The organism is Microbulbifer litoralis (assembly GCF_023634065.1).
GTDB classification, from domain to species: domain Bacteria; phylum Pseudomonadota; class Gammaproteobacteria; order Pseudomonadales; family Cellvibrionaceae; genus Microbulbifer; species Microbulbifer litoralis.
Genome location: NZ_JALKCV010000001.1, coordinates 735,182 through 760,925, shown reverse-complemented (window position 1 = coordinate 760,925; position 25,744 = coordinate 735,182). Strand labels below are relative to the sequence as shown.

Here is a 25,744-nt window from a genome sequence, read left to right as displayed (position 1 = left end):
AGTGCGGGGCGGAAAGCCCGCCTCCGTATTGCCGCGACGGGCGATTGCGCAGCGCTTGCCCCGGGCGGTGCGCACGGCACACCCTACCTGATACCGGACAACCGCTGTTATACTGCCGGCCGCCCAGGGTGCCCGGCAGCGCAGATGCGCTTGGTCGGGTTAAACGGGAAGTCCGGTGATGCCCCTGATTTTTGCAGGTATTCCGGCGCTGCCCCCGCAACGGTGATTCGGTTGTTAAACCGATAAGCCCGATACCGGCCCTCGGTGATTGTCGTCCGGACCAGATCCGGTTCGAGGATAAAGCGGAGGGCTTTGTCCGATCTGTGTGCTCCCACCCTGTCCGCGCACCGATTGCACTCACCCTCCCTCAATCCGTCCTTTATTTCGAGATTGGGGAACAACCATGAAAAGAACACTTCTCGCGGCGGCAGTGACTGCGACCGCCGCCGGCCTGTCATTGCCATCCGTTGCGCAGGAATCCGAAACGGCTGCGGATCTGGAACAGATCATCGTTACCGGCAACCGCGTGGAAACACCGAAGCGCGAAAGCGGCGTGTCCGTGTCGGTACTGACCGCTGCCGATATCGAGCGCCTGGGCTACAGCAGCCTGCTGGATGTGGTGCGCACCTTGCCGGGGGTCTCCGTCAGCAATAACGGCGGCGCCGGCAAGGTCAGCTCCGTGTACCTGCGCGGCGAGAGCAATTACCGCACGCTGGTATTGCTCGACGGCGTCAATATTGCCGATCCGTCCGCGCCCCAGGTGGGCGCCCAGTTCCAGCACCTGCAGGCGTCGGATATCGAGCGTATCGAGGTATTGCGCGGCCCGCAGGGCATGATGTACGGCGCCGGTGCCGGCGGCGTGATCAATATCATCAGCAAGCGGGCCGACGAGCCGCTGCGCGGGCACCTGTCCGCCGAGACAGGACGCTACGGCACGCAGCAGGCCAGTGTCGGGCTGGGTGGCAGCAGTGAGCGCTGGAATTACGACCTGAGCCTGTCCGATCTCTCCACCGACGGTTTCAATGCGCAGGAAGCGGACACCAGCGGCGAGCGCGACGGCTACGACAACCTGAGCGGCAGCGCGCGTGTGGGCTACGACTTCAACGAGCAGTTTTCGCTGGAGGGGCAACTGCGCCGCATCGATGCCGAGACCGGCTACGACGGCTGCTACGATCCCGCCACCTTCGGTTCCACCGAGGACTGCCTGGACGAATATACCCAGACCAGTGCCAGCCTGCGCGGCAACTATCGCACGACCGTTGGCGGTCACGAGTTAGCGGTTTCACAGCAGGAAATCGAGCGCGACAGCCTCTCACTGGGAGAGAGCACTTACGCTGTGGACGGTACCATCGATGAACTGAACTACGTCGGCCACAGCGACCTGGCCGGCGGCCGCCTGCTGTGGGGCGGCGAGTACGAGCAGCAGGAATTTACCAGTGTTTCCGACGAACAGGATATCGACAGCCTGGGGCTTTTCGCCGAGTGGCACGCCGATATCGCGGATACGGTTTTCTATACCCTGGGTTATCGCCGCGACAGTCTGGAGACCGAAGACCACAACAGCTGGCGCGCGAGCGTCGCATACCCGGTATTGCTGGGCGACGAGCAACAGCTGAAATACCGCGCCAGCTACGGCACCGGTTACCGCGCGCCCAGTCCCTACGAGATCAGTCTCAACCTGAGCGAGGGCGTGCCGGCAGTGGGCCCCGAGACCAGCCGCGGTTATGAATTGGGTCTCGAATATCAACTGGCCCAGCTGCTGCAGTTGGAGCTGGTGTATTTCGACCAGGAAATCACCGACGCGATCTTCTACGACAATGTTCTCGGTTCCTGGGGCGCCTACGGCCAGAACGACGGCGACAGCCAGTCACAGGGCGTGGAGCTGGCACTGTCCGGAGCGCTGGGGCAGAGCTTCGACTGGTACCTGAACGGCACCTGGCTGGATAGCACCGACACACAGGGCGAGCAGCGCCAGCAGGTGCCGCAGCAGGTGTACAACCTGGGCCTCAGCTACAGCCTGCTGGGCGACCGCCTGACCCTGAATGGCAACTGGCGGCAGGTGCAGGACCGGCTCGATGTTAGCGGCGTCATGCTGGACGACTACGACAAGCTGGACCTGAATGCAGCCTACCGCCTGACGGACAGAGTGCGCCTGACCCTGCGCGGCGAAAATGTGCTGGATGAGGACTACCGCGAGGTGGCCGGCTTCCACACCGCCGGTGCGGCGGTTTACGCCGGTGTGCAACTGACGCTGTAGGGGCGGTCCTCCCGGATTCCGCTTCGCTCCATCCGGGCTACGGGATTGGGGGGCAGCTGCGGGTCAGCGATCGTCGAAGAATACGTACTCCCGCTCCACGCCCTCGGTGTCCACGGCCTCGCCGTCCTCCAGGCGCGGGCGGAACACCATATCGCGCAGTAGGCGGCTGGCGACAATCCTGGCCCCGCGGTCTTCCTCCGGAGTGATCTCGAGGATTTCCAGGTCTTTCAGGCGGCCATTGCGGGTGACGGTGTAGCGGACCCTGGCGCGGCCGCGGGGAGTGCGTTCGCCGAACTGGATATCGGGCTGGAAGGCGAGGTTGGCCGGCAGCTCGGTGGGAGCGGCGAAGAGCTTTGTGCGGAGCGCCTCCGCGTGCTCGTGCCCGCCGAGCAGTTCGTAGGCCTCCCGGTAGCTGCGGCGCGCGCTGTGGCGTTTGTCGTGCCAGCGATACCAGTCGCCCTCGGCAACCAGGGCGCGGGCGCGGGTCTCCGGATCCTCGCCGGCGGCCTCGGTCAGTTCCCCGGTCAGGCGCAGGCCTTTCCGGTAGTGGATTTGCTGCAGCCGCTCCTGTGGCGATTCGCCGGCCGCGGAGGTGTACATCATCGGGTGGGGCGCCAGTGGCGAGTGGCCGAACTGGACGCTGAAGTCATCCCGGTGTCGCTCGGACAGGTCGCCGAACAGGTAGGCCAGTGCCAGGGAATCGTTCAGGGGCTGCAGCAGGCTGGCCGGCGATGCGTCCTGTTGCCGCAGGCCGGCCAGTGTATCGTCAAACAGTGCGTCCAGGGCTTGCAGGCGCTGCTCCCCGCCCCCCAGTTCCTGCAGGTAGGCGGAGCGCTGCCAGGCCACGTAGTCCCGTGTAGCGGCCTGCAACTCCGGGTCGCCGGGCTCGAATACCTTCCTGTGTACCCGGTAGATGTATTCCTGCAGGCCATCGAGTTCGGGCATCTCGTCGGCCGCGAACAGGGATTCGCGCAGGTTGTCCAGCAGCGGCAGTTGATCCCGGTTGTAGGGCCCCCGGTTGATACGGGTGAGGTGGACGGCGCGTTTGAAGCTGCGGATAGCACCGTCGAAATCGCCGATACTGCGGTAGTTGTGCCCCAGGCCGCTCAGCGCTTCGGGGAGCCCGGTGGCGTAGGGCCCCTGCTGTATCTCCAGCGCCTTGATCTGCGCCTTGTAGTTGGCGATGCTGGCGGCGGCCAGCACGGTATCGATTTCCGCGCCGGTGGTGTCGGCGGTCTCATCGGCGCCGTTCCCCGGTTGCCAGAGCCCGACGCGCACGATCTCCAGGCCGTAGGTCGTGGGCTGTAATTCCCCCGCGCGCAGGGCGAAGGTCGACGGCGCAAATTGTGCGCTACAGGTGGTGGAAGTCAGCAGTAGCAGGCTCGAGAGGAGTTTGCGCACGGTCGTATCCGCTGTCGTTATTATCGAAGCTCCCCCGAGTTTAAGCGGAATCGGTTACAGGTTCTAATCGGGAGTCCATTCAGTCAGGAGGTCATTCAGTGAGCGGTCCGGAAGACAGGGCAGGGCGCCACAGGAAGCGCATGCAGGCGCGCAAGGAAATCGTCGACGCCGGCGTGGCCCGGGCGCTGCAGGAGCGGGGTGTGGTAGTGCTCTACACCGGCGACGGCAAGGGCAAGACCACCGCCGCGGTGGGCACGGCGACCCGCGCGCTGGGCTACGGCTACCGGGTGGTGGTGGCGCAGTTCATCAAGGGGGCCTGGGAGTGCGGCGAGAAAAACCTGCTCGGCCGCCTGCCGCCAGAGCAATACCCGCTGCAGTGGTATGAGATGGGCACCGACTTTACCTGGGAGACCCAGGATTTCGAGGCGGACAAGGCGGCGGCGCGGGCACTCTGGGACAGGGCGCTGGCGGCGCTGCGCGACGATAGTGTCTACCTGGTGGTGCTCGACGAGCTGACCTATGCCCTCAACTACCACTGGCTCAACAAGGGCGAGGTGCTCGATGCCCTGGCACAGCGTCCGCCGGAGCAGTCGGTGGTGATGACCGGCCGCGGTGCCAAACAGTATCTCAGGGACGCGGCGGATACCGTCACCGAGATGCGCGCGCTCAAGCACGCCTTCAACGATGGTGTCGCGGCGCGCAAGGGTGTCGAGTGGTAGCGGTGTCTTCAGAAAATGGTTTCGACTGCCTGCGCCTCTTCCAGCAGCGCCGATTGCTGTAGTTCCCGGCGTCGCTTCAGTGGCGTTATCCCGTACCAGCGGCGGCAGGCGCGGTTGAAGGAGCTCTGTTCCCGGTAGCCCAGCAGGCCCGCGATCTGGGTCATGGGCATCTCGGGCAGCGACAGGTAGTTGTCGGCGCGTTCGCGGCGGATACCGTCCACCAGCTCCTCGAAGATGATGTCCTGCTCGGCGAGCCGGCGCTGCAGTGTGCGTTTGTGCAACCCCAATTGCTGGGAAACCGTCTGCAGGTTGCAGCGCTGTGTCGGCAGCAGCCGGTGGATCAACTGCTTTACCTGGTGGGGCAGGTCCAGTGGCTCATCCAGCAGGGCGTCGTTGATATACTCGCCCAGCAGCTCGTGCAATGCCGGGTTGTTCTGGTCGATGGCCCTGTCCAGGTGCGCCCGGTTGAGGACCAGTGCATCGCATTCGCGAGCGAAGAAAACCGGAGCCTGGAAATACTGCTGGTAGCGCTCGTGCCCCGGTGAAGCCGCTGGTCGCATCAGCACGGCCAGCGGACGGAAGTCGCGGCCGTACAGCATTTTCAGCGAATTGTGGGCCTGGCCCAGGGCGTGTTCCAGGCTCTGTTGCTGGTAGGGCAGTTCCCCGTTCAGTTCGAGCTTCAGGTAGACCTCGTCCGGGTGGCTGTCCCGGTCGAGGACCAGGCGAATACCCGGCGAGTGGTAGTGCACGTAGCTGGCGATATTTTCCATCGCCTCGCCGACCGTGGGCGCATTCAGCGCGACCGCGGCAATGGGCCCCATGACCATCAGGTCCTGCTCCTGTGCCAGGCGCAGGCCGAAATCGGCACAATCCAGTTGGCGGGCCGCCTCTTCTATCAGATTGATCTTGGTGCTGTAGGGCAGCACTCCCTCGAGCTTGATGACCTTGGCCGGATCGATATGGAATCGACGCAGCAGGGTATCCGGATTGCCGTTAAGCCTGGTAACCAGCTCATAAAACCCCGTTAATGAAGTGGTTCTGATCAGCAATGTCATATTGTTGTTGTCCCAACTCTGCCCCGCGCTCTGCAGGATCTGGTACGCGGTGGCCGGAAATGTTGTCGGGCCGCCGATTTGGTGTACCGGTAAAAATTGTTCGATATCAGCCAGCGCTGAAACGGGCACAGGGAAGGTTGATTGCGGCCGCGTCATCGCGGCTGTCGTAACAGGTGGTGATTGGGTCCGACGCTGAATCGGGCTCAGTTGCGGGAGTCATACCAACCTCCACTCCGGTTATTGTTCTCGTTACTTCTCTGTGAGCTCACCGAGTCAGAGTGCCCGACCTGGGAGTCGGGCGGCTTATCTGTTGTGGGTATAAAGTAATAACCCGCCAAACAGGGATCTCGTTAATTTGGGACACAATTTTGATACTTGACGACAAATGCGCAGGAAATACGGCTGAAAATGTCGGCCTGCAGGGAAATTAAAGACTACTTATTTTATTTTAATGAGAACTTAATTCTTTATTTTCGTTTTTGCCTTCTGTTTCGTTGCGTGTAGCAGGCGTTTCCCGGTGGTAGTGATCTTTCCGGAAGTGGGCCTCTATCCGCTGTCCCCGGAACCGGGCTGGAAATGGCCCCGCCCGACTGGGCGGGGCCGGCGGAGGGGACTTAAAGCTGCCAGTTCAGACGCACACCGGCAGTGCGCGGCTGACCCCAGACGCCGTAGCCCCAGTCTGTACCCAGCGTGTTCTGGTAGGTGAAGTACTCCTCGTCGGTCAGGTTGCGGACAAAGCCCTCGATGCTGTAGCTGTCGCTGGGCGAATGCCAGCTGATACTGGCGTTGGCCAGGCCGTAGCTGTCCTGCCTGGAGTAGGGGTCGTTCTCGATCTGCAGGAAGTGATCCGCCTGCCAGGCGTAGTCCCCCTGGAACACCAGCTCACCGCTGTCGCCCAGGCTCAGGTAGTAGCGGGCCATCAGGTTGTAGGTGAACTCCGGGGCCGAGGGCAGTTCGTTGCCGTCCAGTGCATAGAAATCACCGGCGACCTCGAAGATTTGTTCGGAGTCGAATTCGGTGGTCAGCCAGCCGGCGCCGCCGATCACTTCGAAGTTGTCCGTGATCGGCGCGGTGATCTCGATCTCCGCACCGGTGCCGGTGACATCGCCGGCGTTGGTGATGATGCTGCCGTCCTCGACCGTGATAAATACCTGCGCCTGGTAGTCTTCCACCACATAGTTGAATGCAGCCGCATTGATGCGGAAGCGATCGGCGACCGTGGTCTTCAGGCCCAGCTCGAAGTTCTGGATATTCTCCGCGCCGACCGGTTTTGTGGCGAGTTCGTTGGCGTTGTAGCTGCCGGAAAAACCGCCGCTCTTGAAGCCGGTGGAGAAACTGGCATAGGCGAGGGTGCCCGCACTGGGGCGCCAGTCCAGGCCGACGCGGCCGGTGGTGGCGCTATCGCTCAGGTCGTCTACGACATCGAGGTCTTCGCCGAAAGCCGGTCCGGACACCTCGGTAAAATCGCGGTCCTCTTCGGTATAGCGCAGGCCGGTTACCAGTGTCAGTTCCGGGTTCAGGTCGTATTCTGTCTGGCCGAACAGGGCCCAGGAGGTGGTGTCGAGGGTGACGATTTCGCGATGAAGGAGGCCGCTTTCGTCTTCTCCCCAGTCGGCAGTGGTGGGAGATTCCGTGAGCAGGCCGCGGTCGTCCTTGTAGTAGTAGAAGCCGGTCACCCAGGTGGTGTTATCGGTACTGCCGTTCAGGCGGATCTCCTGGGTGTACTGTTCGGCGTCCACGCCGTATTGCTCGTCGAAGTAAATAACGGCGGTGCCGTCGCCGTCGTCCTGCAGGAATTTGTCCAGTTCCTCGTAGGCGGTGATCGAAGTCAGGCTGAAATTTTCGAAATCCCAATTCACTGTCGCAGAGGTGCCAAAAGTATCGATTTCGGTACCCAGGCCGTCCGTGGCGCCACTGGCAATGTGCTCCGGATCGAATTTACCGTTGACCGCTTCCTCGCCAGTCATACCAAAACTGTTGCTGGTACATAGGCCGTTCTGAATGCGGGAGATGGAGCAGGTCGCAGCACCCGCTGTCGCCTCTTCCAGATAGCCCATATGTGCAAACCCGACAGATCCCTGATCTGCCTTGCTGCCGTGCACATTCAGCAGCAGGCTGCCGCTTTCGGCAAGGTCGAATTCCAACTGGGTGCGGTAGCCGAAGCTGTCGGTATCATTCAGTTTGTCGCCGCTTACGGTGTTGGTCTGCCAGCCGTCGTTCACGGTACTTTTCACCGCAACGCGCCCGCGTACACTGTCGCTGATGGGCCCGCTGACGGACCCTTCCACAATCCGCTCGGAATAGCTGCCGTAACTGGCACTGGCCCGCGCCTCAAAATCGTCGGTGGGTTTGCGCGAGACATAGTGCACCAGGCCGCCGGTGGTGTTGCGACCGTAGAGGGTGCCCTGCGGGCCGCGCAGTACCTCTACCCGCTCCAGGTCGAACAACTGTATCGCCGAACCGGCCGGGTTGCCGCGATAGACGTCATCGACATAGATGGATACCGGCGATTCCCAGGAGTCGGAAAAATTCACCAGGCTGATACCGCGCAGGCTGACGGACGGACTGGAGGCTTCGCCAAAGATGGCGAAGAAATTCATGTTGGGCACCTGTTGGGTAATATCCAGCCCTTCCTCGAAACCCATTTTTTCGATGGCGTCGCCGGAAAATGCACTCACGGCGACAGAGACATCCTGCATGGACTGCTGGCGTTTCTGTGCGGTAACCGTGACCTCTTCAATGACCGACTGCTGGTCGGCCTGGGCTGAGGTGGCCCCGGCCACGGCGATAACCAGCGGCAGTAGCCGCCGCGGTTTGGCGATCGATGTGAAGCCGGTTTTGAATGGTGAAGTCATGCTGAGCTCCTTTTATTTTTGGTACATCCGTCGGCGCAGACTGTCGGCCGTTTAAAATGACGGGCGCAAAGTGAACGGGCCCTTTGCGGGTAGCCGTACTTGATGGTGTGAAAGCGGCATCGGGGCGCTTTACCGGGTGAAGATTGCTATTGAGCGAAAGAGAATCGGCAGGTGATAACATTCCTTATTCTGTTTATCGCGACGTCCTATCGGATATGCAAGAAGTGACCCAACTCTCCAGTCGGGGCTTTTTCAAGATACCCATTTCCCAACGGCTGCGCAAGCTGGTCCCGTTCACAATAAAATTGAGAGGCCGTTGGCAATCATTTTCCGATTAAAATCGACTGGCGATTTTTAATTATCCCAACGATCTGAACTGACAGAACTGTCGATGATGTCGTCTTTGGAAGCGCGATACGGACGCAAGCGCACTATCAGCATGAAATTCTCGGTACTGCAAAGGTGTTTTTCGAAAGTTGGCACAGTGCCGACAGCGGGTTCTAATGGCGTGACAGAAGAAAAAGGTGATCTCATGGATATTCGGAAATTCCCAGGTCTGCTGTTGATAATACTGCTGCTGCCCCTGAATGCCGCCTGTGAAACCCTGCTGCTGCACAATGTCCGCGGAGCGCATATCGTCGAGAGCGATATTCCCGGCGCAAAGGTAGAGACATTCCCGGCCATTGCATTTGACGACGGCAAAGTCCTGGCATTGGGGGATGCGGACAAACTGGCGGACCGCTACCCCGACGCCCGCAAAGTCGACGGCCGCGGTCGCGGCCTGATCCCGGGGCTGATCGACGCCCACGGCCATATGAGTGCGCTGGGTTTGCTGCAGAACGAAATCGACCTGCGCGACCGGAGCCTCGCCGATACGCTGGAAGCCCTGGAAAAGTTTGCGGCCCGGCGCCCGGCGGACAGCTGGATCACCGGCCGCGGCTGGAACCAGGTACTCTGGCCCGGCGGCCGCTGGCCCGCCGCCTCTGACCTGGATGCACTGGAGATAGCGCAGCCGGTCTGGCTGCGGCGTATCGACGGCCACGCGGGCTGGGCCAATACTGCGGCCCTGCGGGCGGCCGGGATCGATAGGGAAACCGAGGCGCCGGCCGGCGGCGAAATCCTGCGCGACGACAGCGGCAGGCCCACCGGTATCCTGATCGACAATGCCATGGCGCTGATGGAAAAGGCGATTCCGGCCCCCTCGATGGAAGATCGGCGCGCGGCGCTGGACGCAGCTTTTGAACTGGCACTGGCCAACGGGTTGACCAGTGTGCACGACGCCGGTATCGACAGCGAAACCTACGCCGCCTACCGCGCGCTGGCCGCGGAGAACGCCATCCCGATGCGTGTCTACCCGATGCTGATGGCCGGCGGCGGGGATTTCGGCAAACTGTTGGGCAGGGGCATTGTCGGCACGCCGGAATCGCGGTTGTTTATCCGCAGTATCAAGGTTGTCGCCGACGGCGCCCTGGGCAGCCGTGGCGCCGCGATGCTGGCGGATTATCGCGACCAGCACGGCCACAGCGGGTTGCTGTTGCACAGCGATAAAGCGCTCGATCACTTTTACCGCGCGGCTCTGGAACGGGGGTTCCAGGTCAATGTGCACGCCATTGGCGATCGCGCCAACCGGCAGGTGCTGGACAAATTCGAAAAATATGCCGGCGAGGCCGATGGAAAAACGTTTCGTCACCGCATCGAGCATGCGCAGATTCTCGATCCGGCAGATATTCCGCGCCTGCGGGCGTTGGGCCTGATCGCTTCCATGCAGCCAGTTCACGCCACCAGTGATATGAATATGGCCGCCGAGCGCGTGGGAGAGGAGCGGCTCGAGGGTGCATACGCCTGGCGCACGCTGCTCGATGGCGGCACGCGCATCGCTGCCGGTTCCGATTTTCCGGTGGAGCCCGTAAACCCGTTCTTCGGTATCCACGCCGCGGTAACCCGCCGGGACCGACAAGGCAGGCCCCCGGGAGGCTGGAAGCCCGAGCAGAAAATGCGCCTGGCCGAAGCCCTGCGCGCCTTTACCCTGGATGCCGCTTATGCGGCCCACCAGGAAGAGGTGATCGGCAACCTGGCGCCGGGCAAGGCCGCCGATTTCCTGTTGCTGGACCGGGATATTTTCGCCGCGGACCCGCAGGATCTCTGGCGCACCCGGGTGCTGGAAACCTGGGTGGCGGGGCAGAGGGTCTACGCCCGCTGAACAGTCGGGTTTCTCCGGCCCGAGCCGGCTACCTCACAGGTAATGGTGCCGGCCCCGGGCTTGGGCCACATTGTCGTCACAATAAGAATTCCGAGTTCAGCGATGACAGACAAGACCCGACTTTTCACACTCGACGACATTCGCGCATTTGAACAGACACCGCTGCTCGAGCGGTTTCCCCGCGACAGTATTCCGGCGCTGCTCCAGGCGGCGGCGGAGCGTTTCGGCGACGATATCGCGCTGGATATGCTGTGGACCGGCGAGTGCGGAGAGGCGCCACAATCCCTGTCGTACCGGGACCTGCTTGAGCGAGTCCTGAAGGCGCGCCAGTTGTTGCTGCAAAACGGCTTCGGCGACGGGCGGGTGTTGGCGTTGCTGCTGCCGGTCATTCCCGAGGCCTACATTCTCGGCTTTGCCGCCCAGTGCGGCGGTATTCTCAATCCCCTCAACCCGTTGCTGGAAGTGGAGCACCTGGCCGGCATCCTGAACGAGACGGGTGCGCGGGCCCTGGCGGTGTGTGCGCCCACGGTATCGCCGGAACTCTGGTCTAAGGTGCCGGCGCTGTTGGAACAGTGCCCGGCGCTGGAAACGCTGCTGGTGATCGGTCCGCCGGGCAGGGCGGTCGAGGCGGATGGCATTCCGGCGCACGTCCGGGTGCTGGACTACCGCGCGGCAATGGCGGAGTGCGATCCGCTGCCGCTGCGGAAACTGCCCTCCAGCACGGATACCGCGGCCTACTTCCACACCGGGGGCACCACCGGCCGGCCGAAGGTAGCGCGCCTGACCCAGGGCAATTTTGCCTTTGTCGCCCAGCAGATCCGCGAGATCACCGGCTTGCCCCGACATACGCTGTTCAACGGCCTGCCGCTGTTTCATATCTACGGCAATATGGTGGCCGGGCTCGCCAGCCTGGTAAACGGCAATAGGGTGGTGCAGCTGACGCCGGCCGGCTTTCGCACCCCGACGGTGATCGCCAACTTCTGGCGTCTGGTGGCGGCGCACCGCGCCAATGTGGTGCCGCTGGTGCCGACGCTGTTCGGACTGTTGCTGGATGCCGATGCGGACGGACTCGACCTGTCGTCCCTGTGGGAGCTGGGCTGTGGCGCGGCGCCGCTGCCGCCGGCGATGAAGCGGCGTGTCGAGGACCGCTTCGGCATACGCGTGGTCGAGGGCTACGGTATGACCGAGAGCAGTTGCCTGATTGCCCGCGCGCCGGGTTCACCGGCACCGGCGGCGGAGATCGCGCCCGCCGGCAGCACCGGGTTGCGGCTGCCCTATACCGGCCTGCAGGTGGCCAGCCTGGCCGCTGGCGAAATCTCACCGCTGGAAGATGGCCAGGTGGGCAGCATCCTGGTCCGCGGCCCCAACCTGTTTGCGGGTTACCTGCGCGAAGCGGACAACCGCGGTGCCTGGTACACCGACCGGGTGGGCCTGCGCTGGTTCGATACCGGCGACTGCGGCTACCTGGATGCCGGCGGCCACCTGTTTATCACCGGCCGCGCCAAGGACCTGATCATCCGCGGCGGCCACAATATCGATCCGGTGAGTATCGAGGAGCCGCTGCGCGGCCACGCCGCCGTGGCCGAAGTGGTGGCGGTGGGCATGCCGGATGCGCGCGCGGGTGAATTGCCGGTGGTCTTCGTGCAGCCGCGCGCGGGGCAGGGTGTCGATGAGAAAACACTGTTGGCCTTTGCCGAGTCGCAGATTGCAGAGCGCGCCGCGGTGCCAAAGCGGGTCTTCCTGCTCGAGCAAATGCCGCTCACCGCCGTGGGCAAAATCTTCAAACCGGAACTGCGGCGGCTGGCGGCGCTGGCGGTGGCCCGGGATCTGCTGGCGGCAGCGGATATCGATGCCGATGTCAGCGCGGCGCTGCGCGCAGGCAGTCCACTGTTGCGGGTGAAAGTGGATCCTGACCAGGCTGGCGAAGCGCGGCGGTTGCTGGAGCGGCTGCCGCTTGCGTTGGAATGGCCGGAGCCCGCTTGAGCATCCGGCGGGGTCAGAAGCGGTAGCCGATACCCACGGAATAGACCCAGGGATCCACATCCACTTCGGTTTTGATGCGGCGGCTGCCGCCGTCGACCGGGAAGCGGATCCGGGCGTCGCTGTCCAGGTCCAGGTACCAGACGGCGGCATTCACCAGCCAGCGGCTGTTGCGGCCGAGGGCGATATCCACACCCAGTTCCCCGGCCAGCCCCCAGGCGTCGTCCAGCTCCAGGTCCGCCCTGCCCGTCGCCCCCAGGGTGGCGGCAAAGTAGTCGTTCGCCGTGCGGCTGACCTTCTCGTCCATGAAGGTGGTATAGTTGACGCCCAGGCCCACGTAGGGCTGTACCCGGGATTCGGTACAGGCCGGGAACCACTGCATGGTGACGGTGGGCGGCAGGTGCTCGATGCTGCCCAGGTCGACGCGCCCCAGCGGCGGCCCGCCGGCGGGATCCGGCAGGCCGGACACCGCCAGGTCGTGCTCGAATGGAATGGCCGCCAGCAATCCGACGCCCCAGTGCTCGGCAAACAGCCAGGTCCCGGTGAAGGTGGCGCTCTCGCCGTCGTCTACGTAGACACGGGTACCGGCGAGTTCGGTGCCATCGAGGCGCAGCCAGTTGGAGTCATCATCCGGGTTCACCCAGCCCGCGCCGATACGCAGGATCACGCTGCTCTCCTCGTAGTCGGCCAGTACCTGCGCCGGCACCAGCACAATGGCCAGTACGGCCGTGAAGAAGGTGGCGACTTTCATCCGTGTATCGCTCCATGAAAAGGGGTCCCTGAGACTGAATCCTGTCAGTTTAGTCACTATCGCATTGTTACTGCGGACGCGGGTTGTATTCGGCGGCAGTGCCGACGGGCTGTAGCGGATATGCGATAATCCGCACCCCTTGCAGTCAATTCATTCAGCGGTGAAAACAATGAAGATAGGTGTATTGAAAACCGACGACGTGCGCAAAGAGCTGGTAGGAGAGTTCGGCGAGTACCCGGCAATGTTCGAAGACCTGCTGAGCGCCCAGGACCCGGGCCTGGAGTTTGTGACCTACGAGGTGCAGCGTGGCCACTACCCGGCGGATATCAATGAAGTGGACGCCTACCTGATTACCGGCAGCAAGACCGGGGTCTACGAGGACAAGGAATGGATTGCCCCGCTGATGGACTTCGTGCGCGAGCTGCACCGCGCCCGGAAGCCCACCATCGGCATCTGCTTTGGCCACCAGCTGATCGCCGAAGCCCTGGGCGGCAAGGCGCGCAAGTCCGATAAGGGCTGGGGCGTCGGTGTGCACAGCTACGAACTGCAGGAGAGTCCCTCCTGGATGAGCGAGCCGCAGAGCGAGTTCAGCCTGCTGGTCAGCCACCAGGATCAGGTTGAAGCTGTGCCGCCGGGGGCGAAAGTGCTGGCCTCCAGCGATTTCTGTCCCATGGCGATGATGCAGGTCGGCGACCATATGCTCACCTTCCAGGCGCACCCGGAGTTTACCAAGCCCTACTCCAACAGCCTGATGGAGCTGCGCCGTGAGGCTTTCGGTGAAGAAGTGGTTGCGAAGGGGCTGGCCTCACTGCAGAACGATATCCATGAGAGTGCCGTGGCCCGCTGGATGCTGGAGTTCCTGCGCAAGTAATCCCTCCGGTCTCCCCTTTTCTCCGGCAAGATCAGATGGGATCAGCCTCGAAAGCCGGGTGGCGCCAGGGATGGCGCTGACGTTATTTCCACTTGATATTGCATCCCACCGAAGGTGTCTGTTCCTCATCGGGCTTCCCGCCCGCCAAAACCGCATCCACCGCCGCCCGCAAATCCTTTCCACTCACCGGTTCACCATTCCCCGGCCGACTGTCATCGAACTGCCCGCGATAGACCAGCCTGTGATTGGCGTCGTACAGGAAAAAGTCCGGTGTACAGGCCGCCCCAAACGCGTGTGCGACCTCCTGGGTTTCATCCACAAGATAGGGAAAGGTATAGCCCCGGGCGGCTATTTCCTCCCGCATCCGTTCGGGGCTGTCTTCCGGATAGTTTTCGAAGTCGTTGCTGTTTATGGCGACAACAGTCAATCCCATCTGTGAATACGAACGCGCGAACTCCGAAAAGGCGTCGGCGATATGTCTGACGTAGGGACAGTGGTTGCATATGAAGGCAATTAATACAGGTTGGGCAGGAAGGTTTGTATCTCTATGAAGGCTCCCCATCGGGTCGGTTAGAGAGAAGCTGGGCATGGATGTAATCAGGGGTGTCATGCTGGAGGGAGTTAGGGTCATGGGAGTCTCTTTGTGCAATAGACGTAGGTTAAAGATGAATGAAAACAGTCGTTTAGGTTTTGGAAGCGCTATTAGTAATACGATTTGACTGATTCAGAGATTATAAAGTTCAGGTTTGGCAGGTCTCTAAAATTTAATGAAATGTGACGAGCTTCAGAAAAAAAATATCAGGCAAAACCTGTTTGGTTCGTTGAGGAATATGTGTTGGGAACGGAATTAGTTGCTAGGGGGTGGCTACTTCCACTATGGCGTCTGGATATCTGGTGCGCTGTTTAGTTCCAAGGATCTATAGCTCGATAGGAGAATCATAATGAAAAATAAGTTCAAGAGGGGATTGCTGGCAGTCACTATCGGTATGACCGCTTACTGTGGATCTGCATTCGCCGATACCGGGGCCTTGCGCATCACGGTAACCGATGCATCGGGCAACCCTGTTTCTGGAGCAGAGGTGGACGTCCATACGCCCGAGAGCTTGACTACCAAGACGGGTGTGACCGACGAAAATGGTGAAATCAGGCTGATAGGGTTGGATCCCTCAGCCAAGTATGAGGTTGAAGTCAGTGGAGAAGGTTATCAGCCCATAAAGAACAAAAACGTACTTGTGGTTTCCGGTCAAAGCTTTGCATTGAATTATGAGTTGAATGCGATCGGAGACAGTATTGAAGAGGTGCAAGTGACCGGACAGCGGGTGCAGATGGTCGACTCTACATCTACCATTGTCGGCCAGGATATTACGCTGGATCTGACCGAGTCTCTGCCAACAGGGCGAGACTACCAGTCTTATCTCCAGCTCGCACCGGGTACCAAGCCATCCAGTGGTGGAAATCCGTCCTCCAAATCCGGTGTGAATTACTCTGACGCCGTGGACTCCAAAGGCCGCACTTCCGGTTCCTCGACCGACAACTTCTATTATATTGATAACATCAATGTCACCGATAATGTGACGGGAACTTTTGGCGCCAATGTCAATTCCGAGATTATTCAAGAGCAGCACGTGCTCACTGGCGGCATGCCAGCGGAATATGAGGGTGGCGCGGGCCTGGTTTCCCGTGTGGTCACCAAATCCGGCAGTAATGAATTCCATGGTTCCGTTAATTACTACACCCAGAACGATGGCCTGGTTGCCGATAACAAGCATGTAGATGGTAACAGTTTCTCCACTTTTGATAGCGCCTTTACATTAGGTGGTCCGATCATTAGGGACAAACTGTGGTTTTTTACTTCTTATCAGGTAAAAGAGAGGGAGGACGATGTCTTTGATGCTGATAGTGGAAACTTCATGCGCAAAGTCAATCGGGAAGAGGAATTGGGGTTCGCCAAGCTGACTTGGCAGGCGACTGAAAATGACAAGCTTGTAGCTACCTACTTCAACGACCCGACCGATATCAGCGGCTCCAGGCAATCCGACACCTTGAACAACCGAGATCGCGCTCAGAGTCTGGGCGGTGATAACTATAAGCTGGAATACTCCCACTCCTGGGACAATATGCTCCTTACCCTGGAGGCTGCGAGCCATGAAGGGGAGATCAGTTCGCTCGCTGCCGACAAGTCTACTCGAAATGATGTTGCATATCTGGGAGGGGATCCGAGTAAATCAGATCTGGACCGTGGCGGGTATGGCTCGGACAGCATCCAATTCCGCAACAGGGATACATGGGCTGCCACCTTCGAGTACTTCCTGGATACAAACTGGGGTTCCCACGAAATAAAGGTTGGTTATTCCAATACGGAAAATGAACGTATGCGTGACTTTTCCTATACTGGAGACGGAGCGCAGTACTCCTCCATTGCAATGGCTAATAGCGGTGCCAGCCTTGAAGATCTGACAGGAGGTGGCTGGACCGGATCTGTTGAAATTGTAGAAGATGACTATGAGAGAATCATCAGCGCAATGATGGATGCGAATCCAGATTATTACCTGGAATTATTCGATTCCAATAATAACGGTACTATTGACAATATAGACAAAGATGAAGAAGCAAATATAGAAAAGTATAAAGAGCTTGAAGCCCTGGCTTTTTCAAGCTCCGCAGGTAATCCTGGTGATTCAGTTAATGTCTATCGAATCAATATGGCCTCAACCGAACCTTTCACGGTGAAAACCAAAGGTAATGCGTTCTTTATCCAGGATAGTTGGAATTACGATAAGTGGACTATTAACGCTGGTGTGCGCGCAGAGGAATGGGAGCACTTCGCCAGTGATGGCTCCAGTATCTTTACTTTCGATTATGAATTTGCTCCTCGATTTGGCGTGACCTATGACATCGGCGGTGACGGCAGTAGTAAAGTCTGGGGTTTCTACGGCCGTTACTATGACCCAGTTCGTACCGATATGACTTCCTTTGCGGGAACTGTTACGGGTTATGTGCTTGATGAACAGGTTTTTGTTGGAGATCATTGGCTGACTTATCGGACCCGCGGTCCCGGCGATGCTCTTATTGCGCCAGCCACCAAGACCCCGTATACAGATGAAATCCTGCTCGGTTATTCCATGTCCTTCGGCGACAATATGAGTGCCGAAGTTACCTACACTGATCGGGTAACCGAGGATATCATGGAAGACTACGACCTTGGATTGTATACGGAAGGGCTGGGAGATTTTACTCTGCCGCCTGAATACTTTGGTCTGGATGAGGTTCCGGAAGGTTATAACTATACGATCGGGACATTGAAAGGCGGTAAGCGTGAATACAAGGGGTTGGAGTTTACCTTCCGTAAGCGTCGCAGTGACAACTGGCAGATGCTGGCTTCCTATACTTACAACAAGGCCAAAGGTAACACTAACTCTGACGGCAACGCCGACTTCCAGGGCGATGTAGTCTGGTTGGATCCTCGCGCGCCGGGAATGTGGGGCGATCAGCCGGGAAATATTGAACACCTATTCAAGGCGGCCGGTTCCTACTTCTTTAATAACGGCATTGAAGTGGGGCTCGTATACAACTGGAACTCCGGCCTGCGCTACAGTAATACCTGGTCTGTCGCAGGGCGCCACTTGCCTGACCGAGGTGAACAATTTGAATACGGTGGTGTCTCGACGGCATGGGTTGATGAGAACTCCGTTGGTTCAAATGTCGCGGACTCCTATGGGACCCTGGATGCCCGCGTAAAATACACCTATCAGATAGCTGGCTATGAGGCAGAGTTCTTCCTGGATATATTCAATGTGTTTGACGACCAGGCCGGTATCCGGGAACAGGACCTGACTGATGGCGATGGCGTATATGACTTTGGTCAAGCAGTCGAGTGGGTTGAACCCCGCCGCTTCTATCTTGGAACTCGTATGTCTTTCTAAAATGATGTAGTTGGTAATTAGAGTAAATTTCAGCATTTATTTCGGGAGGCTTTGCCTCCCGATTTTTTGGCTTGAAAAATAATCTGCTTTCGGGAAGCAGAGAACTTTTTGGGTTGCTCAGCGGGAAGAGGTTCCTCAAGTATCCCCGACGGCGTGAGTTGCTACATATTGATAATCTTTGATGCCGTATACCCTGAACTCCTGTAGACAGCTATAGGAGATTTTGATCTTATGATCATCGTCGCTACAGCAAGCCTTTTTTCTGATTTCCTTCCAATCCAGCATGGTGTCGCTTTTGGTTGGAGGGCCGAATTCCTTCGGTCCTGTACTCATATAGGCCGTGACGAGCCCAGTCCAGAAATATCGCAGTGCCGCTTCAGGCTCAGGGCAATGCGGTAGCAGCAGGCGTAAGGCATGGCAACCGGTTATGCCATGCAGCAGCGTGAAATCCCCTGTTGCGCGATAGGCCGAAAGTGCCACCCGTGCAATATCCTCCAACCCCAACTGCTCCGGCTGAACCGGCGTTTCCATCCAGCCACGCTGCCGTGTTATGGAGAGCATATGGTCGGCGATATTTCCCGGCGCCAGTGAGATCAGTGGGTAGCGGCGCGCCAGTTCCGGCAGTATTTCTGTTGCGGCGAGGGCTACCCGCTCGTCGCTGGCCGGCAGAGTCTGGTATTCGAGGTTCCAGTAGGCCAGCCCCGTGGCGACTTCCTCCTGGTGGCGGGCGTCCACGCCGTAGGCGGTGCGGATCAGGCAGTGGAAGCCGGCCGCGGCGATGGCCGGCAACAGGGGTGGAAGCTCCCTTCGCAGGCATTCACCGATGCCGTGCTGCTTTACCTGTGTTTCGTAGTAGCGACGCGCGGTGGGGAAAAGGTCCTCGCGATTGCGGCATTCCCCGATCGGAATTGTCGGGTCCGGCGGCGCCAGAGGTGGCCGCTCGAGATGCGGAACGGTGCGATCAAACGCCCGCTGTAGCTGCTCCCGGCTGGCGCCCATCTTGTCCAGTGCAATCAGAACCATTGGCAGGTGATTGGCCAGGCGGTCGCCGTAGCGGACGTGATACTGGCTGGCGGCTTCGAGCAATTCTGCGCAATAGCGGGTGATGCTCATGATTGGAGGGTTACTCCACGTCGACTTTATCCCCCAAGTTTATGGTCACCCCGGCCGGGTCGCTAAGGTGTGGCGCGAGATTGACGCCGAAATAGATCTGTCCGTCGCCGCCGCGCCGGTATTGGGCCAGGGTGCGCAGGGGTTCCTTGCCGGCTTTGCCGGTGTGTGGATCCAGGCCGGGAATGGCGCAGCGGGCACAGGTGTGGGTACATTCGATTTCCAGTGGGCCGCTGGCGGTGTGGATGCGGATCTGCGTCCAGCCGTCCTCGGCGAAGGGGGCGGCGCCTTCGAGCACCAGGTTGGGGCGAAAGCGCAGCATCGATACCGGGGTGTCGAGGCGGGCGTTCAGGTCGTCGAGGGAAGCCTGGCCGATCAGTAGTAGCGGTGCGGCATCGGCGAAGCCGACCTGTATCCGGTCCCGCGGCGAGCGGAGCGGGCGGTGAAATTCGTCGCCCATGGCTACCAGGCGTATCGGGGTTTGCAATTGCTCACTAAGCCAGGTTGCGGCGCCTTCGCCCGCATCGCTGGCGGTCACGGTATCGTTCCAGACGGTGACCTGGCGCCGCGGGGCGTCTGGTCCGGGCTGGTCGATCTCGATCCGGTCGCCGCGGTCATTCTCGATGCGCACGCCACCGTCGATATTGGTGGCCTTGAGGCGCGCCATGGCGCGCAGGCGGCGCTGGGTGACGAACTGGCTGTCAGGGTCCACCAGCATCCAGCGCCGGTCGCCGGCAGCACCGAAGCGATCCAGTGTTAGGGAGTCACAGGGGTGGCCCTGCAGGGATTTGATGGGGAAGTGGTAGAGGGCGGAGATGTGCATGGTCGCTTCTGCTGTTCATCGTTCTGTTGGGTGGACCTGTGGTCCGCAAGACGGGGCGGGGCCTTCAGCGCTCGAAGAAACAGCCCGGCGCTTCCGGCACACAAAAAAGCCCGCTTGTGCGGGCTTCGTTGTATCAGGTTTTGAGTTTTTTGTACTGCATCCGGTGCGGCGTGGCGTCCTCGCCTTTGCGCTGGATAAAGTCCTCGTGGTACTCGGTGTAGTTGCCCTCGAAGAACACCGCCTCGCTGTCGCCCTCGTAGGCGAGGATATGGGTGGCGACGCGGTCCAGGAACCAGCGGTCGTGCGAGATCACCAGCGCGCAGCCGGGGAAGTTCAGCAGCGCTTCTTCCAGCGCGCGCAGTGTCTCGATATCCAGGTCGTTGGAGGGTTCATCCAGCAGTAGCACATTGGCGCCCTGTTTGAGGGTGTAAGCCAGGTGCAGGCGGCCGCGTTCACCACCGGACAGCTCGCCCACGCGCTTCTGCTGGTCGGAGCCCTTGAAGTTGAAGCGGCCGACGTAGTTGCGTGAGCCCACTTCGTAGTTGTTGATCTTCAGCATGTCGTGGCCGTCGGAGATGGCTTCCCAGACGGTCTTGTTGTCGTCCAGGTTCTCACGACCCTGTTCGACGTAGGCCACCTGCACTGTCTCGCCGATCTGGATCTCGCCGCTGTCCGGCTGTTCAGTGCCGTTGATCATGCGGAACAGGGTGGACTTGCCCGCGCCGTTGCCGCCGACGATGCCCACGATCGCGCCCTTGGGTACGCGGAACGACAGGTTCTCCACCAGCAGGCGGTCGTTGAAGCCCTTGCTGACACCGTCGAACTCGATCACGTTGTCGCCCAGGCGCTCGCCCGGCGGAATGTAGATCTCGTTGGTCTCGTTGCGGGCCTGGAATTCCTGCGACTGCATCTCCTCCAGGCGCGACAGGCGGGCCTTGTTCTTGGACTGGCGGCCCTTGGGGTTCTGGCGTGCCCACTCCAGTTCTTTCTTCATCGACTTCATGCGCGCCTGCTCGGATTTCTGTTCCTGCTCCAGGCGGTTTTCCTTCTGCTCCAGCCAGGAGGTGTAGTTGCCCTCCCAGGGGATGCCGTGGCCGCGGTCCAGTTCCAGGATCCAGCCGGCGACATTGTCGAGGAAATAGCGATCGTGGGTAATGGCCACCACGGTGCCGGTGAAGTCGTGCAGGAATCGCTCCAGCCAGTAGACACTCTCGGCGTCCAGGTGGTTGGTGGGCTCGTCCAGCAGCAGCATGTCCGGGCGCGACAGCAGCAGGCGGCACAGGGCCACGCGGCGCTTCTCACCGCCGGACAGGTTGTTCACGTCCGCATCCCAGGGCGGCAGGCGCAGGGCGTCGGCGGCCACTTCCAGGCGGTGTTCCAGGTTGTGTCCGTCCCAGGCCTGGATAATGTCCTCGTACTGCTGCTGCTTCTTGGCCAGCGCATCGAAGTCCGCGTCCGGCTCGGCGTAGTCGGCGTAGACCTGCTCCAGGCCGGCCATGGCGTCGATGGCCTCGCGCACGCCGTCCTCGACATTGCCGCGCACGTTCTTGGCCGGATCCAGTTGCGGCTCCTGGGGCAGGTAGCCCACCTTGATACCCGGCATGGCGCGGGCCTCGCCGTTATAGTCCTGGTCGATGCCGGCCATGATGCGCAGCAGCGTGGACTTACCGGCGCCGTTCAGGCCCAGCACGCCGATCTTGGCGCCAGGGAAGAAGGACAGGGAGATATCCTTGAGGATCTCGCGCTTGGGCGGCACCACTTTGCCCACGCGGTTCATGGTGTATACGTATTCGGCCATTCAGGGTTCCCGTAAACTGTTCAGAATCGGTCAGAATTTGCGCGCAACTTATCAGTTTACGGGAAAAGTGCAACCGGCCGGGGGTGTGGCTGTACTTCATGAGCGGAGCTTGTGTTTGCCCCGACCGCAGCGCGCTATGACCCCTGCTATCCCGGCTGACGCCCCGCCGGATCTGTGTTTAACTGCATTGCGTCATTCGCAGCAGAACAAGCACACAGATGGACCAGGATTCCCCCGTACTCTTCGACCGCCGCGGCGCCGTGGCCACCGCTACGCTCAACCTGCCGAAGGCACTGAACGCGCTCAACCTGGAGATGATCGACCTGTTGGACCGGCAACTGGACGACTGGGCCGGGGACGACAGCGTGGCCTGCGTCTGGATCGACGGCAGTGGCGACAAGGGCTTCTGCGCCGGTGGCGACGTGGTCGCGCTCTACCGCGAGGCGCCCGGCTACGAGCAGCTGCAACAGGGGGCCAAGCCGGAGCTGGAGCTGGCCACCGGTTTCTTCTCCCGCGAATACCGTCTCGATTACCGGATTCACACCTACCCGAAACCCGTCATCGTCTGGGGCGGCGGCATCGTTATGGGCGGCGGCATCGGCATCATGGCGGGCGCCAGTCACCGCATCGTCACCGAGACCACGCGCATGGCGATGCCCGAGGTGACCATCGGCCTGTTTCCGGATGTGGGCGGCAGCTGGTTCCTGAACCGTATGCCCGGCCGCACCGGCCTCTTCCTGGGCCTGACCGGGGCCCAGTTCAACGGCAGCGATGCGCTGTTTACCGGCATGGCGGACCGCATGTTGCCAAACGGGCGGCGCGAATCGGTGCTGGCGGAACTGGACGGCCTGGAGTTCTTCGCCGACAGTGAGCGCAATCACCGGCAGGTGAGCCGGTGTCTGAAACGGCTGGAGCTGCCGCGGGACGAGCGCCCGGTATCGACGGTGCGCGAGCATTTTGACCGGATCCAGGAACTCACCGATGGCGCCACCCTGCCGGAGGTCTGCCGCAGCATCCGCAACTACGGCGGCGACGACAAGTGGCTGCAGAAGGCGGCAACGACTCTCGCCACCGGCTCTCCGCTGACCCCCTGGATCGTCTGGGAGCAGATGCGTCGCAGCCGCCATCTGTCACTGGCCGATGTATTCCGCATGGAGCTGGAGCTGGCGGTCAATGTCTGTGCCAGCGGGCATTTCAAAGAGGGCGTGCGCGCGCTGCTGATCGACAAGGATCGCAATCCCCACTGGCAGCCGGCCTCATTGGAGGACATTTCCGCTGAGGAGGTGGAGGCGTGTTTCGCCGCCCCCTGGCCCGAGAATCCACTGGAGGACCTGTAGGGGCGAACCTTGTGTTCGCCCTTGTTGTTGTGGCTTCGGAATTGGGTATCGTAAGTGAACTCAGTGGCGCCCCTGCTCCCGGCATCAGGGCCTTCGTATCGGCCTCGGTATTCTTTTCGAACGAGCCAGATAGTCAAATAGAACTCCAGTGTCGATGCGAAGGCGCTGATACCGATAGCGGTTTCCCAGACCTTATGAGACAGGGATGTCGATTAGAGCGTACAGGGATGTATAGACAGCGTGTCTGGGAAACCGCTATCGGTAGCAGCGCCGCCACTGAGCTGGCTAACAAGCACTAGGCCCACGGGGCCATGCCGCAAGGGCGAAGACAAACGCCGGTGACGACCGCGGAGATGCGCTGACACACAACCCCGACCAATCAACCAACGGATATCAACAATAAAAACAGGGAGATCATCATGAAAAAAATCGCCTTTCTGGGCCTCGGCAATATGGGCGGCCCCATGGCCGCCAACCTGGTCAAAGCGGGCTTTTCGGTCACCGCTTTCGATCCGTCGGAATCGGCCCTGGCGCAGGCTGTGGAGAATGGCTGCACGCGTGCCGACAGTGCACAACAGGCGGCACAGGGCGCCGACGCAGTCATTTCGATGCTGCCCAGCGGCGATGCCGTCAAGGGCCTCTACCTGGGCGCGCGCGGCCTGTTGCAGGCGCTGGATACCAGCACTCTGGTGATCGACTCCTCCACCATCGCCGCCAACGACGCGCGCCAACTGATCGCCGCCGCCGGCGAGCGGGGCATACGCGCGATCGACGCGCCCGTCTCCGGCGGCACGGCGGCGGCCGCGGCGGGTTCGCTTTCGTTTATGTGCGGTGGCGAGGCCGCCGATGTCGACGCGGCGCGCCCGGTGCTCGAGGCGATGGGGGCCAATATCTTCCACGCCGGCCCTGCCGGCGCCGGCCAGATGGCCAAGATCTGCAACAACATGCTGTTGGCGATCCATATGATCGGCACATCCGAGGCGCTGCAACTGGGGGTGGACAATGGCCTGGACCCGAAAGTGCTGTCGGACATCATGAAGGCCAGCTCCGGCGGCAACTGGTCACTGGAAAAGTACAATCCCTATCCCGGCGTGATGGACGGGGTACCGGCGTCGCGGGATTACAGCGGCGGTTTCTCCGTGGCGCTGATGCTGAAAGACCTGGGGCTGGCGATGGATACCGCCGCCGGCAGCGCCTCGTCGACCCCGCTGGGGGCCCTGGCGAAAAACCTGTACCAGCTGCACGGCGGTGACGACGACAATCGCGCGCTGGATTTCTCCAGTATCCAGAACCTGTTCCGGCGCCCGGCGGGCGACTGACAACCGGCGGCATCCCCGGTTGACCTGGATCAAGGGGGCCGCCGGCACAACGCTTAACCTCTTTCGCCGAAACGGACGGGCGGTGGAAATTCTCGACCTGATGGCGCTCAGCGAGCTGACCGGTACCCACTGCAGCTACGATGGTGACGAATGATTGTTGGCCACATGCGGGTCCGCAACTGCCCGCGAGTCAGAAGTAGTAGTCCTCAAGGTCGATTTTCTCCCAATCGTAAACCAGCTCCGGCCCCTCGGTAGTAACCAGCTTGATCCGCTGTGGCGCGATACAGGGCGACCAGTCCACTTTCTCCCAGTCGACCAGTTCTGCATTGTCACCCACCTGGACCACGGCATCCTGCCAGGCCTGGGCGCATTCGGCCGGCACCTCGCCGCGGATCACCAGTTCCCGGCCCAGGTAATCCCGGTACTGCAGTTGCGGCATGGCGTTCAGGTGGTATCGGGAGTCACTGTCCTGCAGATAGAACTTGCCGTCGCTCTCGATCACGGTACCGCTGATGGTGACCTGCTGCGCCGTTTCCATATTGCTGCAGGCAGACACAAGGAGAGCGGAAAGTAACGGAATGGCAGTGCGCATATGGAGATCCCCCTTTTATGGTGATTATGGTCGTTTGCGGCTGATTTCGTGGATGTGGTGCAAACGGGAAATCAAGATAGCGGCGATGGATGAAGAAGCGGTGACAATTTTGTTTCAGTGGGGAAGGGGGTGCCAAGGGGAAGCTGGCGCCAAAAAAAGGGGCGCCAGATGGCGCCCGGGTATCTGTCAGCCGGCGTCGCGCAGGTCGCCCTTTGTTCTGTGGCCGTCCTTCAGGTGCAGCGCCACCTGCCTTTCCAGGCCCTCCAGCGCATAGGCCCTGCCGAAGCCTTTCACGTAGCGGCCGCCGCTGGGTTTCAGTTCGAACAGGTGAAAGTCCTCCAGGTCCTTCAGGTGATCGACTACCGGGCCGAACTTTTCTCCCATCTGCTCGATACGGCGCTGCCACAGGGGGTCGTCGCGCCCGACGACACCCGCCTCTACGTTGAAGGTGACGCGCAGGCGCGCAAACGGCTGCCTGGTGTCGCTCTCATCGGCGTTGAATATCACCGATGCGCGGCTGTCGCCCTTGAGGTTGGTGGCGTGTTCCGACAGATCGCTGATAAAAAGGTAGAAGTTGCCGTCCGCTGCCAGGAAGGGCGCGGTACTGGCGTGGGGGTGGCCGCCGGCGGTCAGGCTGGCGAGGTTGAGCAGTTTGCGCGAGGCGATGAAGTTGCGCACCTCGGCCACCAGTTCCGCCCCTTCATCGGTTTTCTGCTCCGGCGGTTGTTGGCTGTTTTCTTCCGACATGGTTTC

General features: G+C 60.8%; 19 protein-coding genes and 1 riboswitch. Of the genes, 9 read left to right on the top strand and 10 right to left on the bottom strand.

All coding sequences use genetic code 11. The features are described 5' to 3' along the window. The first annotated feature begins 109 nt into the window (after window positions 1-109). Window positions 110-277: riboswitch (cobalamin riboswitch) on the top strand. 126 nt (window positions 278-403) lie between these two features. Beyond that, on the top strand, window positions 404-2,257 hold the full coding sequence (locus tag MWN76_RS03045) for a TonB-dependent receptor plug domain-containing protein (RefSeq protein WP_250459221.1): 1,854 nt from the start codon (window positions 404-406) through the stop codon (window positions 2,255-2,257). 63 nt (window positions 2,258-2,320) lie between these two features. On the opposite strand, the gene MWN76_RS03040 is transcribed toward MWN76_RS03045, so the two are convergent. Beyond that, on the bottom strand, window positions 2,321-3,658 hold the full coding sequence (locus tag MWN76_RS03040) for an energy transducer TonB (protein ID WP_250459219.1): 1,338 nt from the start codon (window positions 3,656-3,658) through the stop codon (window positions 2,321-2,323). A 98-nt stretch (window positions 3,659-3,756) separates the two neighbouring features. On the opposite strand from MWN76_RS03040, the gene cobO reads away from it, so the two are divergent. After that, window positions 3,757-4,377 (top strand): cob(I)yrinic acid a,c-diamide adenosyltransferase, encoded by a 621-nt coding sequence (gene cobO, locus MWN76_RS03035; protein WP_345780043.1) that lies wholly within the window; start codon window positions 3,757-3,759, stop codon window positions 4,375-4,377. 8 nt (window positions 4,378-4,385) lie between these two features. Here the strand turns inward: cobO and MWN76_RS03030 are convergent, their stop codons facing one another. Further along, window positions 4,386-5,432 carry an AraC family transcriptional regulator gene (locus tag MWN76_RS03030; RefSeq protein WP_250459217.1) on the bottom strand — a complete coding sequence of 349 codons (1,047 nt, stop codon included), beginning with the start codon at window positions 5,430-5,432 and terminating at the stop codon, window positions 4,386-4,388. Between the two features lie 614 nt (window positions 5,433-6,046). Further along, entirely contained in the window at window positions 6,047-8,287 is a 2,241-nt protein-coding gene (locus tag MWN76_RS03025) for a TonB-dependent receptor (RefSeq protein ID WP_250459216.1), read from the bottom strand. Window positions 8,288-8,819: 532 nt separating this feature from the next. On the opposite strand from MWN76_RS03025, the gene MWN76_RS03020 reads away from it, so the two are divergent. Together MWN76_RS03020 and MWN76_RS03015 are read left to right on the top strand one after the other, a co-directional pair. Then, window positions 8,820-10,487: an amidohydrolase gene (locus MWN76_RS03020; RefSeq protein ID WP_250459215.1), complete on the top strand. Its 1,668-nt coding sequence runs from the start codon at window positions 8,820-8,822 to the stop codon at window positions 10,485-10,487. A gap of 102 nt (window positions 10,488-10,589) precedes the next feature. Then, window positions 10,590-12,470 carry an AMP-binding protein gene (locus tag MWN76_RS03015; protein ID WP_250459214.1) on the top strand — a complete coding sequence of 627 codons (1,881 nt, stop codon included), beginning with the start codon at window positions 10,590-10,592 and terminating at the stop codon, window positions 12,468-12,470. 13 nt (window positions 12,471-12,483) lie between these two features. Here MWN76_RS03015 and MWN76_RS03010 read toward each other — a convergent pair whose 3' ends face one another. Continuing rightward, complete coding sequence (locus tag MWN76_RS03010) at window positions 12,484-13,218, bottom strand: OmpW/AlkL family protein (protein ID WP_250459213.1); 735 nt, start codon at window positions 13,216-13,218, stop codon at window positions 12,484-12,486. Window positions 13,219-13,387: 169 nt separating this feature from the next. On the opposite strand from MWN76_RS03010, the gene MWN76_RS03005 reads away from it, so the two are divergent. Continuing rightward, window positions 13,388-14,089, top strand: a complete 702-nt coding sequence (locus MWN76_RS03005) for a glutamine amidotransferase-related protein (protein WP_250459212.1) — start codon at window positions 13,388-13,390, stop codon at window positions 14,087-14,089. 82 nt (window positions 14,090-14,171) lie between these two features. On the opposite strand, the gene MWN76_RS03000 is transcribed toward MWN76_RS03005, so the two are convergent. Then, the gene (locus MWN76_RS03000; RefSeq protein WP_250459211.1) at window positions 14,172-14,720 is read right to left on the bottom strand and encodes a thioredoxin family protein; all 549 of its coding nucleotides are present in this window, start codon (window positions 14,718-14,720) and stop codon (window positions 14,172-14,174) included. Window positions 14,721-15,030: 310 nt separating this feature from the next. Between MWN76_RS03000 and MWN76_RS02995 the strand changes: the two genes are divergently transcribed. After that, a complete protein-coding gene (locus MWN76_RS02995) occupies window positions 15,031-18,012 on the top strand; it encodes a TonB-dependent receptor (protein WP_250459210.1) in 2,982 nt (993 codons plus the stop codon). Window positions 18,013-18,147: 135 nt separating this feature from the next. Here the strand turns inward: MWN76_RS02995 and MWN76_RS02990 are convergent, their stop codons facing one another. The 3 genes from MWN76_RS02990 to ettA form a co-directional block, all read right to left on the bottom strand. Continuing rightward, complete coding sequence (locus MWN76_RS02990; RefSeq protein WP_250459209.1) at window positions 18,148-19,125, bottom strand: questin oxidase family protein; 978 nt, start codon at window positions 19,123-19,125, stop codon at window positions 18,148-18,150. Window positions 19,126-19,135: 10 nt separating this feature from the next. Beyond that, window positions 19,136-19,945 carry an MOSC domain-containing protein gene (locus tag MWN76_RS02985; RefSeq protein WP_250459208.1) on the bottom strand — a complete coding sequence of 270 codons (810 nt, stop codon included), beginning with the start codon at window positions 19,943-19,945 and terminating at the stop codon, window positions 19,136-19,138. 133 nt (window positions 19,946-20,078) lie between these two features. Further along, window positions 20,079-21,743: an energy-dependent translational throttle protein EttA gene (gene ettA, locus MWN76_RS02980; protein WP_250459206.1), complete on the bottom strand. Its 1,665-nt coding sequence runs from the start codon at window positions 21,741-21,743 to the stop codon at window positions 20,079-20,081. 218 nt (window positions 21,744-21,961) lie between these two features. Here ettA and MWN76_RS02975 point away from each other — a divergent pair, with 218 nt between their 5' ends. From MWN76_RS02975 to MWN76_RS20890, 3 genes are all read left to right on the top strand, one after another. After that, window positions 21,962-23,080: an enoyl-CoA hydratase/isomerase family protein gene (locus MWN76_RS02975; RefSeq protein ID WP_250459205.1), complete on the top strand. Its 1,119-nt coding sequence runs from the start codon at window positions 21,962-21,964 to the stop codon at window positions 23,078-23,080. Window positions 23,081-23,493: 413 nt separating this feature from the next. Beyond that, window positions 23,494-24,399, top strand: a complete 906-nt coding sequence (gene mmsB / locus MWN76_RS02970) for a 3-hydroxyisobutyrate dehydrogenase (protein WP_345780046.1) — start codon at window positions 23,494-23,496, stop codon at window positions 24,397-24,399. A gap of 19 nt (window positions 24,400-24,418) precedes the next feature. Continuing rightward, window positions 24,419-24,553, top strand: a complete 135-nt coding sequence (locus MWN76_RS20890; protein WP_284500011.1) for a hypothetical protein — start codon at window positions 24,419-24,421, stop codon at window positions 24,551-24,553. Window positions 24,554-24,589: 36 nt separating this feature from the next. Here the strand turns inward: MWN76_RS20890 and MWN76_RS02965 are convergent, their stop codons facing one another. Then, the gene (locus MWN76_RS02965; protein WP_250459202.1) at window positions 24,590-24,991 is read right to left on the bottom strand and encodes a hypothetical protein; all 402 of its coding nucleotides are present in this window, start codon (window positions 24,989-24,991) and stop codon (window positions 24,590-24,592) included. Between the two features lie 186 nt (window positions 24,992-25,177). Beyond that, window positions 25,178-25,738, bottom strand: a complete 561-nt coding sequence (locus tag MWN76_RS02960; RefSeq protein WP_250459201.1) for a HugZ family pyridoxamine 5'-phosphate oxidase — start codon at window positions 25,736-25,738, stop codon at window positions 25,178-25,180. Window positions 25,739-25,744 lie beyond the last annotated feature (6 nt).